Here is a 14,607-nt window from a genome sequence, read left to right as displayed (position 1 = left end):
ACCTAGTGGAAGAAGTGGCGGGTGCCGGTGAAGTACAGCGTCACGCCGGCCTCCTGGGCCGCCGCAATCACCTCGGCGTCGCGCACGGACCCTCCAGGCGAGACCACGGCCTTGACGCCGGCATCCAGCAGCACCTGAAGTCCATCCGCAAACGGGAAGAACGCGTCCGATGCGGCCACCGAGCCGCGCGCGCGCTCCTGACCCGCGCGTGTCACCGCGAGGCCGCACGAGTCCACGCGGTTGACCTGCCCCATACCGATACCGACGGCGGCGCCGTCCTTGGCCAACAGGATTGCGTTCGACTTCACCGCACGGCACGCGCGCCACGCGAAGTCCAGGTCGGCCAGGGTCGCCTCGTCTGCGGCCTCGCCCGCGACAAGCTGCCACGTGGGCGCCGGGTCGCCTGGCGCGTCGATCGCGTCGGCGGCCTGCACGAGCAGCCCGCCGGTGATGCGGCGCCACTCGGTCACCTGCGGCTGCGGCTCGACTTCGAGCAGGCGAATGTTCTTCTTGGCCTGCAGCACCTCGGCCGCACCATCCTCGAAGCCGGGAGCCACGACCACCTCGGTGAAGATGTCCTTGATCTGGTGGGCGGCCTCGACCGAGATCGGCCGGTTCGCCGCGATCACGCCGCCGAACGCGGACACGGGGTCGGTTGCGTGCGCCTTCGCGTGGGCCTGCGCGATCGTCTCGGCCACCGCGATGCCACACGGGTTGGCGTGCTTGATCACGGCCACGGCGGGGGCGTCGAAGTCGTACGCGGCACGCAGTGCGGCGTCGGCGTCAACGTAGTTGTTGAAACTCATCTCCTTGCCGTGCAACTGGCGCGCCTGGGCCAGGCCACCGGCAACCGTCGCATCGGTGTACACCGCGGCGGCCTGGTGCGGGTTCTCGCCGTAGCGCAGCGAGGCCTCGCGCTCGAACGACGCGGCGACCCAGCGCGGCAACGCGGCCTCAGCCCCGGGCGCGACCACCGTGGTCATCCACGTCGCAACAGCGATGTCGTAGTCGGCGGTGTGGCGGAACGCCGCAGCGGCGAGCGCCTGACGCTCGACAAGCGTGAAGCCGCCCTCACGCACTGCCGCGAGCGCATCGGCATAGCCGGACGGGTCAACGAGGACCGCGACCGAGGGGTGGTTCTTGGCGGCGGCGCGCACCATGGACGGCCCGCCAATGTCGATCTGCTCGATCACGTCGTCCTGACCCGCGCCGGACGCGACCGTCGCGGCAAAGGGGTACAGGTTCACGACCACGAGGTCGAACGGCGCGATGTCCAACTCGGCCAACTGCGCGCGGTGTGACTCGAACCGACGGTCGGCCAGAATCCCCGCGTGCACGCGCGGGTGCAACGTCTTGACGCGCCCGTCGAGGCACTCGGGGAAGCCCGTGACGGACTCGACGCCGGTGACCGGAACGCCAGCCGCGGCGATGCGTGACGCGGTGGAGCCGGTCGAGACAATCTCAACCCCCGCATCGGCCAGGCCGCGAGCGAGCTCCTCGATACCCGTCTTGTCGTATACCGAGATCAGTGCGCGCCGCACCGCCTGCCGTTCGCTCACGCGTGGTCCTCCTGCTTGCCTAGGGTCACTCGCCGTCCGTCGACGGCCCATCCATTGCGCGCCATGACGCCCACCGTGTCGGTGAGCAGTCCGCGCTCGATCAGTTTGATCCGCTCGTGGAGCGAAGCCTCGTCATCAGTGTCCCAGACCTCGAGCGCCGCCTGGGCGATGATCGGGCCCGTATCGACACCCTCGTCGACCAGCATGACGGTGCAGCCGGTGACCTTCGCCCCGCCCGCGAGCGCGTCTCTCACGCCATGGGCACCGGGGTAGGCGGGCAGCAGCGCAGGGTGGGTATTGACGATGCGCCCACCCCACCCCTGCAAGGTCGGAGCACCAAGCAGGCGCATAAATCCTGCGCACACCACCAGGTCCGGCTCGTGCGCGGCGATCTGGGCGGCGAGCGCCTGGTCCCACGCTGCGCGGTCCGCGAAATCTGCGACGGCGACCACAGCGGTCGGCACGCCCGCAGCGGCCGCGATCTCCAGCGCGCGCACACCCGGCCGGTCCGAAATGACCGCCACGACCCGCGCGCCGTAGCCCTCATGGGCCTGGGCCTCAAGGAGCGCCTGAAGGTTGGAACCGGTGCCGGAGACGAGCACGACGATGCGTCGCAATTCGGGCGGGTTTGTCACGGGCCCGAGCCTATAGGCATGCTGGTCCCCACACCTACCGTGAGGAGACCCGTGGCTGAGCCAGAACGGCCCACCAGTCCCGTGCCCGCGATCGCGCGCCGAGACACCTCGATTTTTCTAGGGCTCCTTGGGGTGACCGCATTGTTGTACCTGCTATCGACGCCCTTGGCGTTCGGCATGGCGCTGACCGGGCCCGCTGCTGCGGTGTTCGGGGCGAGGGCCCTGTGGAAGTCGCGGCAAGAGCCAGGGCTGACCGGCTTCAGGCTGTCCATGGCGATGGGCATCCTCATGGGGATGTTCTCCCTGCTCATGGCCATATCGCTGACGCTCTTTCACGGCGTCCTCAACGACTACCGGGACTGCTCGGCCCGCGCCGTCACCAGCAGTGCCCAGGCCGCGTGCGACGAGGGCTACAACGCCGGGATTCAGGACCGCGTCACCGAGCTGCTCGAGCAGCTCGGCCTCAGCGTTCCTCAGTAGTGCGCACCGCGCCCGTCACGGGCGCCGCCGACGGCGCGCTGTCGGGTTTGCTCACGGGCCTGCTGACGGGCCTGCTGACGGCCGATGCGGGAGCTGGCTTGCGTACGGGGGTTACCCTCGCATCGGCCGGCTGGTGCTGAAGTCGCCGCGCGAGTGAGTCGGGGAGCTGGTCCACCGCCGTGCGCCAGATCAGCAGTCCACCGGTGCCGAGCGCGAGGCCCAGAGCTGTCAGCCCCATGAGGGCGACGGTCACGGGCAGCGGGTCGGGGCCTACGGTCGCGAGTCTGCCGGGGCCGATGGCTCCCGTGGCGAGCGCGCACGCAAGGCTTCCCGCGACCCCGATGAGGCCGACGGCGATCAGGTCCGCGCCCGCGTCGCGCTCCCAGCCGAGCGAGCCTCGTCGCAGCCACACGCGCACCACGACGGCGACGACCACCAGTGCGACCGGCGCCCACACCAGCCAGCCGCCCGCCGCCGACGGCAGGGCGCCAAGAATCGGGAAGCCCGGTTCGGCGCCGGCGGTGAGCGTGTCAGGCGCGAAGGCCGTGCCGGTGCCCACCGCGAAACCAGGCCCGGCGAGCCACGCGAGCGACCAGATCACCATCGTGGGCACGTACGCGAGCTCGCCTACGGCCAGCACTGTCGCGCCCACGGGGTCAAGGTCGAGTGCCGTCGCAGCATCGCCGATGGCGCCCGCGCCCAAGGCGGCCCACACGATTTGCGCCGCCGCGGCAATGGCCACGCCAAGCGCGGCCAACGCGCCCGCCCTGCGCACGCCGACCCGCACGAACTCCGGCACACGCGGAACCCAGCCAAACACTGCGCCATGCGCCCGCCAGATCCCCGCGGCGACAGCGACACTCGCGAGAGCCGCCGCGATCACCACCGGCAGGACGATGGCGTGCCGGTCAGGGGGGTCGAGCACCCACCACGCGGCGGCGCCCACCAATCCCGCGTAGGTGGCCACGGCAAGCGCCCAACTCCCCCAGCTGCGCGCCGCAAACCTGCGCGCTACACCGGCGAGGATGAACCCGAACAGCAGGGTCAACCCCAGCGGGATCAAGGAGAACGCGACACCGTCGATGGACACCGCGAGCCCGTGACCCAGCAGCCACACCCGTAGGGCGAAGTCTGCGGGCGCACTCCAGTCGACTCCGGTGGTCAGCGAGGAATCGGGGGAAGCGGCCACCACGGCCATCGCCGGAGCGAGCAGCAACAGGTAGCCAAGGACCGCGCCCTGCACGCCCGTGAGGATCCCGCCAAGCCACGCGGGCGCGGCCATGACAGCGGCGAGTGCCCGGCGGCCGAGCGCACGCGCATCGGAGGCCAGAGAGCGGGTGGACATGTCTCCATGGTCACCCGAGACAAGCGCCTTGCCCGGGACCGCCGCGCGGCATCCAGTTCCGGGCGTTCCTCACTGACGCTGGCGGGATCGTCAGTGCTGGCCGCACATGGGTGTCGTCGCGACCCACCGATGCGGGAAACGCCAGTGAGGACGTCACACGCACGCCCGAACAGCGCGACGGCCCGGCCCCGCGAACGCGGAACCGGGCCGTGGCGTGGCGTGGGTGGTGCTTAGGCGGTGAGGATCTGGCGCATGAGTTCCGCGGTCTCGCTCGGCGTCTTGCCGACCTTGACGCCCGCGGCCTCAAGGGCCTCCTTCTTGGCCTGCGCGGTGCCCGCGGAGCCGGACACGATGGCGCCAGCGTGGCCCATGGTCTTGCCCTCGGGAGCCTCGAAGCCCGCGACGTAGCCCACGACGGGCTTGGAGACGTGCTCCTTGATGTACGCGGCCGCACGCTCCTCGGCGTCGCCACCGATCTCGCCGATCATGACGATCGCCGCGGTGTCGGGGTCGTTCTCGAACGCCTCAAGGCAGTCGATGTGCGTGGTGCCGATGATCGGGTCACCGCCAATGCCCACCGCGGTCGAGAAGCCGATGTCGCGCAGCTCGAACATCATCTGGTAGGTCAGCGTGCCCGACTTCGACACCAGGCCGATCTTGCCGGGACCAGTGATGTTGGCGGGCGTAATGCCCACGTTCGACTGGCCGGGCGTGATGAGGCCGGGGCAGTTGGGGCCAATCAGGCGAACGCCCTTGGACTGCGCGTACGCGAAGAACTCGGCGGTGTCGGCCACCGGCACGCCCTCGGTGATGATCACCGCGAGGCCAATGCCGGCGTCGACGGCCTCGATGACCGCGGCCTTGGTGAAGGCAGGCGGCACAAAGAGGACGGTGACGTCGGCGCCCGTGGCGGCCATCGCATCGGCCACCGTGCCGAACACCGGAATGGACTGACCGTCGAAGTCGACGGAGGTCCCGGCCTTACGGGGGTTGACGCCGCCGACGATGTTGGTGCCGGAGGCGAGCATGCGCGCCGTGTGCTTGGAGCCCTCGGAGCCGGTCATGCCCTGGACGATGACCTTGGAGTCGGAGTTGATGAAGATCGACATGTGTGGCCCCTTACGCGTTGGCCAGCTCGGCGGCCTTGGCCGCTGCGCCGTCCATGGTCTCGACGATGGTCACGAGCGGGTGGTTGGCTGCGGCAAGGATCTCGCGACCCTCCTCGACGGCGTTGCCGTCCAAGCGCACCACGAGCGGCTTGGTGGCCGCGTCGCCCAGCGTCTCGAGTGCGCCGACGATGCCGTTGGCCACCTCAACGCATGACGTGATGCCGCCGAACACGTTGACGAACACAGACTTGACCTGGGGGTCATTGAGGATGACATCGAGGCCGTTGGCCATGACGGCGGCCGATGCTCCACCGCCGATGTCGAGGAAGTTGGCGGGCTTGACACCACCGTGCGACTCACCGGCGTAGGCGACCACGTCGAGCGTGGACATGACCAGGCCGGCGCCGTTACCGATGATGCCGACAGCGCCATCGAGCTTCACGTAGTTGAGGTCGAGCGCCTTGGCCCTGGCCTCGAGCGGGTCCGCCGCGGCCTTGTCTTCGAGCGCCTCGTGGTCCTCGTGGCGGAAGCCAGCGTTCTCGTCGAGCGTCACCTTGCCGTCCAGCGCGATGATCGAGCCATCCTCGGTGCGCACCAACGGGTTCACCTCGACGAGCGTGGCATCCTCGTTCTTGTAGACGCCCCACAGCTTGATGATCACGTCGGCGACGGCGGCCTTGAGGTCCTCGGGGAAGTTCGCCGCGTCGACGATCTCCTTGGCCTTGGCCTCGTCGATGCCCACGAGCGGGTCAACGGCGACGCGCGCGAGGGCCTCGGGACGCTCGACGGCGAGCTGTTCGATCTCCATGCCGCCCTCGACGGAGCACATGGCCAGGTACTGGCGCTGCGCGCGGTCCAGCAGCACCGAGAAGTAGAACTCCTCGGCGATGGCGGCACCCGCGGCGATCATCACGCGGTGCACCGTGTGGCCCTTGATGTCCATGCCGAGGATCTGCTCGGCTGCGGCCTGGGCCTCTTCGGGCGAGCGGGCGAGCTTGACGCCGCCGGCCTTGCCTCGTCCTCCAGTCTTCACCTGGGCCTTGACGACGACAACGCCGCCTCCCAGCTTCTCGGCGGCGGCGAAGGCCTCCGCGGGGGTCTCGGCGACGATGCCGGGCAGCACGGGAACACCGTGCTTCTCGAACATGTCCCGAGCTTGGTACTCGTACAGGTCCATGTGCGTCCTTGCTGTGGGGAAGAGCAACGCGGGTCTCGCGCTGAAGTACGTGGGGGTCACGATACCGGTTCCCCGTGGCCGGCCCATGACACACCCCTCCCCCCACCCGTCAAATGGATCCATTTGCACGGTTGGAGGCGCCCCGCCGAGCAGCAAATGGATCCATTTGCACGGTTGGAGGCGCCCCGCCGAGCAGCAAATGGATCCATTTGACGGGAAAGGGGGGTGGGAGGCTGCGCGGATCAGAGGTCGGCAGAGTCTCCTGGGCGCACAAAGCCAGACTCGTACGCCACGATCACCGCCTGGGTGCGGTCCCGCACTCCCAGCTTGGTAAGGATCGACGCCACATGAGACTTCACCGTCTCGACGGACACGAACAGCCCCGTAGAAATCTCCTGGTTCGAACGTCCGCGGGCCAGTTGCCGCAGCACGTCTTGCTCCCGCTCGGTGAGCTCTGGCATGGCGCGCTCGGCGGGCGTGGCAAACCGCTCGATGACAGAGCGCGTGGACGACGGGAAGAGCAAGGACTCCCCCGACGCCACGATCCGCACCGCCTCGATGAGTTCGGTCGGGGGCACTCGCTTGAGCACAAAGCCCGATGCTCCCGCTCGCATGGCCTCGAACACGTACTCGTCGACCTCGAACGTGGTCAGTACCAGCACCTTCGCGTCACAGCCTTCGGCGAGGATGCGCCGAGTCGCCGCCAGCCCATCGAGTCCTGGCATGCGCACGTCCATGAGCACCACATCGGGAAGGTGCTCGAAGGCGCGCGCAATCGCCTCCTCGCCGTCGCCGGCCTCGGCGACCACCTCCCAGCCCTCGACAGAGCTCAGGATCGCGCGCAAACCCATCCGCACCAGCGGGTCGTCATCGACAATCTGGATTCTCACGCGTCTACCTTCGCCTTCAAGATGTCCCAGGGTTGCACGAACGACTCTGGTGCGAGCGCAGCGCCCAGCGGCAACAGTGCCAGCACCTCGAAGCCGCCCGCGGCGGTCCGCCCCGTACGGCTCGCCCCGCCCAGGAGTGCAGCCCGGTCACGAATGCCCGCGAGCCCATGGCCCGCCGTCAACCGCCGCGGGTCACCGTCTGGCGACGCGACGGTGCCGACCGCCCCCGGTCCGTTGACCACCCTGATACCTACCGCATCGGGCGTGGGGGCGACATGAACCTCGATGGCCGCCCCCGAGGCATGCTTGGCCGCGTTGGTGACGGCTTCGCGCACGATGGCGTAGGCCGTACGCGAGACGGGCCGCGGCGCATCGTCCATCCGTAGTTGTGCCTCCACCGTGAGCCCTGCGGCACGCGCCGCCGCCACCAGGTCAGGCAATTGCGCGAGCCCCGGCAGGGGCGCCCGCGGCTCGGGGTCGTCACCACGCAGCGCGGCGATGATCCGGTCGAGCTCGCCCATCGCCGCACGCCCGCGCTCTTCGATGTTGCGCAGCGCCTGGCGTGCGAACTCAGGGTCCGTGTCGAACACGTGAGCGCCCGCCCCCGCCTGGACGATGTTCATGGTGATCATGTGGCCGATGGAGTCGTGAAGTTCCTGGTCGATGCGCACCTGGGTTTCAGCGAGTTCCGCTCGAGCGGTCGCGCGCGCGATCAGTTCCGCGTCGCACGGACCCAGAGCCCAGCGGCCAAGAGGCTTGTGCAGGCACGCATAGTGATGCGAAATCCACGCGAACATCGGCACTGCCAGGGCGATCACCGGCGTGCCCACGAGGACCCACAACGTCACGGTGTCGACAATCGCCTGGGCCTGCGGCTCACTCGCTGGTGCTCCCGGCACCATCCCCAGCCGGTAGCCGGCCGCGAGCAGCCATGCCGCCACCAGTGTCACGGGCACCACCACCGTGCACAGCGCAAGCGCGAACCCCACCGGCCCGAGCACCACGCGCATGAAGATCCACGCGAGCGCGCGCCACGAGGTGCCGTCGTGCATCAGTGCATGACCCCAGCGCCCGGCGCCCGATGCGGTGAGCGGCTCACCAGGCGCGTGCAGCTGGTAGCCCCGCGGCTCGGGCTCATCGATGCCAGCGTCAAAGGTGACGTTGGCGACCTTGCGCTCGATCGCGCCAATGGGCCTCAGCGACCATTGGGCAAACCCCAGCACTGCCACGCCGAGCCACACGATCAGGAGCGCGAGACCGACCGCATACATGGTCACGATGTAGCTGAACCACAGGATCCCGAGCGGCAGGCCGGCGAGCAGATACGCCACCTCGCGGAACGTCCGCAGCGACCACGTGGCCGCGAAGTAGGTCCTGAGCGCTCTCATGCACCCATCGTGCCCGGTATCGCTGCGATCCGCCCACGCTCTCGCGGATGGATCGCACCTCCCCCACACGAGGGAGGTCGCTCAGGCTCACTCCCCCCAAGCGGGCCGATGCGAATCCCTCCCCTGGCCGCCCGATTGGCTCGCGAGCGGGCTGACCGGGGCACGCGTGCCTTTCTAGCGTCGGAGTGTCCCCACCGACAAGGAGGAATCATGAGTCCCCAGGGGTTGACCGGGCGCATCGCCCACTCCGCGGCAGCACGGCCGTGGCTCACCATCGCTGTGTGGCTCGTGGCGCTCGCCGCTGCGGGCTATGCCGCCACCGGCCTGGGAGATTCTCTGACCCAGGACGACTCGATCCAGGTCGCCACCGAGTCCGACACGGCCGCAGACCTGATCGCCGCGCACGAGGACGCCACCGACGCCTCGTCGGCCGCGGCAGGCACGATCGAGACCATCGTGGTCTCGTCAGACCGCCACTCGTTCGGCAGTGCCGAGTTCGACACTGCGCTGAGCGATCTCACGGCAACCCTGGGCACCCTTGAAGGGGTCGATGCGGTCACGGCTCCCACCGCATCGGAGCCCTTCCCCGTGGCACAGGACGGCGCGAGCGCACTGGTCACCGCGCAACTCACGGCCGACGACGACGGCCACGTGGTCGAGACCTATCTCGCAGCCCTTGAGCAGGCCCCGCCGGGCTTCACGTTCCTGCCCGTGGGCGACGCCTCGGGCGAGGCGGCCTTCGACACCCTCGCCGAGGAGGGCCTCATTCGGGGCGAAGCGATCGGCATTTCCGTGGCGCTGGTCATCCTCCTGGCGGTCTTTGGCGCTCTCGTGGCCGCGGGACTGCCCCTGGTGATCGCCATTGCCGCCATCACCTTGGCGGTCGGCGCGACCGCCCTGGTCGGCCAGGTCTTTGACCTGTCGTTCTTTGTGGTGAACATGATCACGATGATGGGACTCGCGCTCGGCATCGACTACTCGCTGGTCATGGTGCAGCGGTTCCGCGAAGAGCTGTCGCACGGACACTCCGTCATGGACGCGGTCACGGTCGCAGGCTCGACGGCGAACCGGGCGGTGCTGTTTTCCGGCATCACGGTGGTGATCTCGCTCGTGGGACTGTTGCTGGTTCCGTCGACGATCATGCGCTCGCTCGGCGCGGGCGCGATCGTGGTGGCCGTCATGGCCGTCGCCGCGTCGCTGACCTTGCTACCCGCGCTCCTGCGCTTGCTCGGACACCGCGTCAATGCAGGGCGTTTGCCGCTGCGTCACCCCGACGCCGAGCCACGGGCATGGCGTGCGATCGCCGCCACCGTGTCCGCTCGCCCCCTGGCCTGGGCCGTCGCCGGGTTCGCGCTGCTCGCGACGCTCGCGGTCCCCGCGCTGTCCATGCGACTGGCGTTCCCTGGCGTCGAATCTCTGCCCGAGGGGCATGACCTGCGCGTCGCCGTCGAGACCCTCACCGATGACTACGGCGTGGGGCAGGCCGTGACGGCTGTCGCCGTCGAGGGTGGGGCCGATGCGCGGGTTGCCATCGAGGCTCTCGCCACCCAGGTGAGTGCCGACCCTGCGTTCGGAGAGACATCGGTGGCCTACCTGGGCTCGGATGCGGTGCTCACCACGACCGATCTGTTCGATGGCGCGGACATCGAGGCAGACCGGGCCATCCAACGCCTGCGGGACCAGATCGTCCCCGCCGCGCTCGACGGGTCCGACGTCACCGCCCACGTGGGTGGCGACCAAGCGGAGGCCGTTGACTTCACCGCCGTGATCGAAGACGCGGCACCCTGGGTCCTGCTCGCGGTCCTGGGAGCGAGCTTTGTGCTGCTGCTGGTCTCGTTCCGGTCCGTGGTGGTTCCGGCCGTGGCGATCGTGCTCAACTTGCTGTCCACTGCCGCGGCCTTTGGCCTACTCGTCGCGGTGTTCCAGTGGGGCTGGGGCGCGAGCCTGCTGGGGTTCCCGCAGGTAGATGGCATCGCGCCCTGGATCCCGCTGTTCCTGTTCGCCGTGTTGTTCGGGCTGTCGATGGACTATCACGTGTTCTTGCTCAGCCGCATCAAGGAGCGTCACGACTCCGGCGCCGACACCAAGGAGGCGGTCGCCTACGGCCTGTCGCGCACGGGCTCGCTCATCACCGGTGCGGCACTAATCATGGTCGCGGTGTTTGCGGGCTTCGCCCTGGGCGACCTCGCCGAGTTCGCCCAGATGGGGTTTGGACTGGCGGCCGCGGTCATCATTGACGCGACGGTGGTGCGGTCGATCCTGGTTCCCGCGGTGATGACCATGCTCGGCGAGCGCAACTGGTACCTCCCGGGCTGGCTCCAGTGGCTGCCCGAGGTGAACCTCGAGGCGTCTGCCGACCCGCGCATCGGCCCGAACGGTGTGAGCCAGGACCGCCCCAAGGAGCCGGCGCTCGTCTAACCCCTCCCCCTCACGAGTCAAATGGATCCATTTGCTGGGTTTGACCGCTCCCCTCTCCCGTCAAATGGATCCATTTGACGGGAGAGGGGGCATAGCGGGACCAGCAAATGGATCCATTTGATCGGAAACCGGGGTTAGTGCACGTCGAACTTGTCGGCCGTCGCGCGGATCGAGCGGGCGGACTCGAGCAGAGCGGCCCGTTCGGCGTCATCCATCGGCACCGTCGCGTGGTGCTCGATGCCGTTGCGGCCAATCACGGCGGGCAGCGACATGCACACCTCGCCCACGCCCTCGTAGTCGATGAGCGTCGACACGGGCATGATGCGACGCTGATCGCCCAGCACAGCCTCGACGATACGCGCGCCGGCGGCGCCGACCGCATAGTTGGTCGCGCCCTTGCCTTCGATGATCGTGTACGCCGAGCGCATCACGTCGTGATGCATCTGCTCACGTACCTCGGGGGTCATCACGATGTTGCCGTCGCGGTCACGCCATTGCGTGAGCGGCTGCCCGCCTATGGTCGCCGAGGACCACAGCGCCACCTCGGAATCGCCGTGCTCGCCCGCGATGTAGGCGTGGACGTTACCCACTGCCACGTCGCACCTGGCCGCCACCTGATGACGCAGACGCGACGTGTCCAGGGCCGTGCCGGAGCCGAACATCTGCGCCGGGTCCATCCCCGACTTCTTGATCGCGGCAAGCGTCACCACGTCGACGGGGTTGGTCACCAGAATGTAGATCGCGTCGGGCGCGACCTTCAGGAGCGGCGGCAGCACCTTGTCCATCAGCGAGATGGTCGCGCCCGCCAGATCCATGCGGGACTGCCCGGGCTGCTGCTTGGCGCCGGCCGTGATGACGACCACGTCGGAGCCCTCGACCACGTCCACCTCGTTGGACCCGAGCACGGTCGCCTCGGGCATGAACTGGATGCCCTGAGCGAGGTCGAGCGCCTCCGCTTCAACCTTGGCCTTGTTGATGTCGTACAGCGCGACGGTGCGCGCGAATCCACGCATCAGTCCTGCATAGGCGAGGGTTGAACCCACCGCGCCTGCGCCAACAATCGATACCTTCGAGGTCTTGCTTTCCACGGTTCCTCCACTGGCTGATGGTCCACCGTCAGCCTAGCCGTACGTCCAGGTGGGCGTGCCCCACCCGGTCGGCGCCTAAAGCTTGTCGAGGTTGTTGAAGCGCAGCACGAGCCGCTTGACGCCGCCGTCCCCAAAGTCGACCACGGCCACTGCGTTGCGGCCTGCACCCTCGGTGCCCACAACCTTGCCCATGCCGAACTTGTCGTGGATCACGCGCTCGCCCGCTTCGAAGCCCACGTCCCCCGCGCCACCAGGCGGCGACGGCGGCACGTAGCGGGTGCGCACCGCACCGGCGCGCGCATACGAGTTGCCGTCCTCGCGGTCCTGCGAACCGCCGTACGAGCTGGAACCGCCGTAGGAACCAGAGCCGCCATAGGAACCAGAGCCGTAACCCTGGGACGACCACGAGCCCGACCCGCGCCGCTCCGAACGCCCGCGCAGCGAGGACATCGACGTCTCGGACACGGTCCACTCGACCAGCTCGGCCGGGATCTCCTCGCAGAACCGCGACACGGGGAAGTGCTGCGGCGCACCCCAGCTCGCCCGCACCTGAGCGCGCGTGAGGTAGAGCCGCTCGCGGGCGCGGGTGAGGCCCACGTATGCCAGGCGCCGCTCCTCTTCCATGTCCTTGGCCGAGCCGGACTCGATCGAGCGCATGTGAGGGAAGGTGCCGTCTTCCATGCCCGTGAGGAACACGACGGGGAACTCAAGGCCCTTGGCGGTGTGAAGCGTCATGAGCGTCACCACACCACCGGACCCGTCGGCGTCGGGCAGCTGGTCCGCGTCGGCCACCAGTGCGACCTTCTCCAGGAAGTCCGCGAGCGTGCCGTCGGGGTTCTCTTCGGAGAACTCGCGGCCCACCGCGACGAGCTCCATGATGTTCTCAACCCGCGAGGAGTCCTGGGGGTCGTCCGATGCGCGATAGGCCGCAAGCATCCCCGACCGGTCCGCGATGGCGTCGAGCACTCCCGCAGGTCCGTTGTCCCGCGCCAGCGCGCGCAGGTCGTCCATCATCGCCACAAACGCCTCGATGGCCCGCACCGCGCGTGCCTGCAGGTCGCTGTCCGCCGCGTGCCTGAGTGCGGCACCGAAACTCGAGGGAGCATCGGCCGTGGTGAGCGAGCGACGCATGCGGTCGATCGCCTCCACCGAGGTGTCACCGATGGCACGCTTGGGCGTGTTAATGATGCGCCTGGTCGCGATGTCGTCGTCCTCGTTCACGACGGCAGCGAGATAGGCGAGCATGTCCTTGATCTCTTTGCGCTCGTAGAAGCGCGTGCCGCCCACGACCTTGTACGGGATGTCGGCGCGCATGAAGCGCTCTTCGATCACTCGCGACTGGGCGTTGGCGCGGTACATGACGGCCACGTCGGCCGGCGCCACCTCGGACTCGCGCATGAGCCGGGCGACCTCGTCCGCGATGAACTTGGCCTCCTCCTGCTCGGTGTCGCCCGCGTAGCCGCGGATCTTCTCGCCGGCACCGGAGTCGGTCCACAGGTTCTTGGGCAGGCGCCCGTCGTTGTTGGAGATGACCGCGTTGGCCGCGGACAGGATGTTCTGGGTCGAGCGGTAGTTCTGCTCGAGCCGCACGGTGTGGGCGCGCGGGTAGTCCTTCTCGAACTCTAGGATGTTGCGAATGGTCGCGCCGCGGAACGCGTAGATGGACTGATCGGAGTCACCCACGACGGTCAGTTCGCCAGCGGGCAGTGAGGCGTCATCGGCGGGCCCCACCAGCTCACGTACCAGCACATACTGTGCGTGGTTAGTGTCCTGGTACTCGTCGACCAGGATGTGGCGGAACCGCTCGCGATAGGCGTGCGCAATCTGCGGGTTGTTCTGCAACAGGCGCACGGTCTTGACGATGATGTCGTCAAAGTCGACCGCGTTGGCCGCTTCGAGACGGCGCTGGTACTCGCCATAGGCACGCCCTGCGGCGTGCTCGATCGAGAACCGCGAGGCCATCTCGGAGGCCGCGAGCGCGGTCTGCGGGTCAATCAGCTCGTCTTTGAACGTGCCGATCTTGTTCAGCAGCGCCTTCGCCGTGAACTTCTTGGGATCGATGTCCAGTTCCTTCATGACGAGCTTCATGAGGTTCTGGGAGTCGGACGAGTCGTAGATGGAGAACGAGGACTTCAGCCCCGCCGCCTCGTAGTCCGCGCGCAGCATGCGCACGCAAGCGCTGTGGAACGTGGCGACCCACATGCGCCGGGCCTCGGGACCCACCAGGTGCTCGACGCGCTCGCGCATCTCACCTGCGGCCTTGTTGGTGAAGGTGATCGCGAGGATCTGGTGCGGCCGCGCCCGTCCGGATTCAAGCAGGTGGGCGATCCGGTGCGTGAGCACACGGGTCTTGCCGGAGCCGGCCCCCGCGATGATCAGCAGGGCATCGCCCTCGTGCAAGACGGCCTCCGCTTGGGAGGGGTTCAGACCCTCCACCAGGGGCGAGTGGGGACTGTCGGCGAGATCGAAGAGCGCATCCATGACCCGCATGAGTCTAGGCGGTGGCACCGACACTGGG

Annotated in this window: 11 protein-coding genes; 2 read left to right on the top strand and 9 right to left on the bottom strand. The window is 68.5% G+C overall.

The features are described from left to right. Positions 1–2 precede the first annotated feature (2 nt). Positions 3–1,610, bottom strand: coding sequence for a bifunctional phosphoribosylaminoimidazolecarboxamide formyltransferase/IMP cyclohydrolase (gene purH, locus ACK5NO_RS09840; RefSeq protein ID WP_416812497.1), 1,608 nt, complete (start codon positions 1,608–1,610; stop codon positions 3–5). Then, the gene (gene purN, locus ACK5NO_RS09835) at positions 1,556–2,194 is read right to left on the bottom strand and encodes a phosphoribosylglycinamide formyltransferase (RefSeq protein WP_416812496.1); all 639 of its coding nucleotides are present in this window, start codon (positions 2,192–2,194) and stop codon (positions 1,556–1,558) included. The genes purH and purN overlap by 55 nt, the downstream gene beginning before the upstream one ends. Positions 2,195–2,245: 51 nt before the next feature. Here purN and ACK5NO_RS09830 point away from each other — a divergent pair, with 51 nt between their 5' ends. Further along, the gene (locus tag ACK5NO_RS09830; RefSeq protein WP_416812495.1) at positions 2,246–2,674 is read left to right on the top strand and encodes a hypothetical protein; all 429 of its coding nucleotides are present in this window, start codon (positions 2,246–2,248) and stop codon (positions 2,672–2,674) included. Here ACK5NO_RS09830 and ACK5NO_RS09825 read toward each other — a convergent pair. The 5 genes from ACK5NO_RS09825 to ACK5NO_RS09805 form a co-directional block, all read right to left on the bottom strand. After that, positions 2,658–4,019: a DUF6350 family protein gene (locus ACK5NO_RS09825; protein WP_416812494.1), complete on the bottom strand. Its 1,362-nt coding sequence runs from the start codon at positions 4,017–4,019 to the stop codon at positions 2,658–2,660. The genes ACK5NO_RS09830 and ACK5NO_RS09825 overlap by 17 nt on opposite strands. A 230-nt stretch (positions 4,020–4,249) precedes the next feature. Further along, positions 4,250–5,128, bottom strand: coding sequence for a succinate--CoA ligase subunit alpha (gene sucD, locus ACK5NO_RS09820; RefSeq protein ID WP_416812493.1), 879 nt, complete (start codon positions 5,126–5,128; stop codon positions 4,250–4,252). 10 nt (positions 5,129–5,138) lie between these two features. After that, positions 5,139–6,305, bottom strand: coding sequence for an ADP-forming succinate--CoA ligase subunit beta (sucC, locus tag ACK5NO_RS09815; RefSeq protein ID WP_416812492.1), 1,167 nt, complete (start codon positions 6,303–6,305; stop codon positions 5,139–5,141). A gap of 242 nt (positions 6,306–6,547) precedes the next feature. Beyond that, on the bottom strand, positions 6,548–7,195 hold the full coding sequence (locus tag ACK5NO_RS09810) for a response regulator (RefSeq protein WP_416812491.1): 648 nt from the start codon (positions 7,193–7,195) through the stop codon (positions 6,548–6,550). Continuing rightward, complete coding sequence (locus tag ACK5NO_RS09805; RefSeq protein ID WP_416812490.1) at positions 7,192–8,583, bottom strand: sensor histidine kinase; 1,392 nt, start codon at positions 8,581–8,583, stop codon at positions 7,192–7,194. Before ACK5NO_RS09805 ends, ACK5NO_RS09810 begins: the two co-directional genes overlap by 4 nt. A gap of 210 nt (positions 8,584–8,793) precedes the next feature. Between ACK5NO_RS09805 and ACK5NO_RS09800 the strand changes: the two genes are divergently transcribed. Then, positions 8,794–11,001, top strand: a complete 2,208-nt coding sequence (locus ACK5NO_RS09800) for an MMPL family transporter (RefSeq protein ID WP_416812489.1) — start codon at positions 8,794–8,796, stop codon at positions 10,999–11,001. Positions 11,002–11,135: 134 nt separating this feature from the next. Here ACK5NO_RS09800 and ACK5NO_RS09795 read toward each other — a convergent pair whose 3' ends face one another. Together ACK5NO_RS09795 and ACK5NO_RS09790 are read right to left on the bottom strand one after the other, a co-directional pair. Next, the gene (locus tag ACK5NO_RS09795) at positions 11,136–12,089 is read right to left on the bottom strand and encodes an L-lactate dehydrogenase (protein ID WP_416812488.1); all 954 of its coding nucleotides are present in this window, start codon (positions 12,087–12,089) and stop codon (positions 11,136–11,138) included. Between the two features lie 75 nt (positions 12,090–12,164). Then, positions 12,165–14,570 (bottom strand): UvrD-helicase domain-containing protein, encoded by a 2,406-nt coding sequence (locus tag ACK5NO_RS09790; RefSeq protein WP_416812487.1) that lies wholly within the window; start codon positions 14,568–14,570, stop codon positions 12,165–12,167. Positions 14,571–14,607 lie beyond the last annotated feature (37 nt).

This window comes from Demequina sp., from assembly GCF_047975725.1.
Classification (GTDB): domain Bacteria; phylum Actinomycetota; class Actinomycetes; order Actinomycetales; family Demequinaceae; genus Demequina.
The sequence above is the reverse complement of the archived record's forward strand: the minus strand, read 5'-3'. Positions and strand labels throughout refer to the sequence as shown.

Coding starts and splice junctions, on each gene's coding strand:
- purH (WP_416812497.1), bottom strand. CDS start 1,610: ATGGGCCGTCGACGGACGGCGAGTGACCCTAGGCAAGCAGGAGGACCA.
- ACK5NO_RS09825 (WP_416812494.1), bottom strand. CDS start 4,019: ATGTCCACCCGCTCTCTGGCCTCCGATGCGCGTGCGCTCGGCCGCCGG.
- sucD (WP_416812493.1), bottom strand. CDS start 5,128: ATGTCGATCTTCATCAACTCCGACTCCAAGGTCATCGTCCAGGGCATG.
- sucC (WP_416812492.1), bottom strand. CDS start 6,305: ATGGACCTGTACGAGTACCAAGCTCGGGACATGTTCGAGAAGCACGGT.
- ACK5NO_RS09805 (WP_416812490.1), bottom strand. CDS start 8,583: ATGAGAGCGCTCAGGACCTACTTCGCGGCCACGTGGTCGCTGCGGACG.
- ACK5NO_RS09800 (WP_416812489.1), top strand. CDS start 8,794: ATGAGTCCCCAGGGGTTGACCGGGCGCATCGCCCACTCCGCGGCAGCA.
- ACK5NO_RS09790 (WP_416812487.1), bottom strand. CDS start 14,570: ATGGATGCGCTCTTCGATCTCGCCGACAGTCCCCACTCGCCCCTGGTG.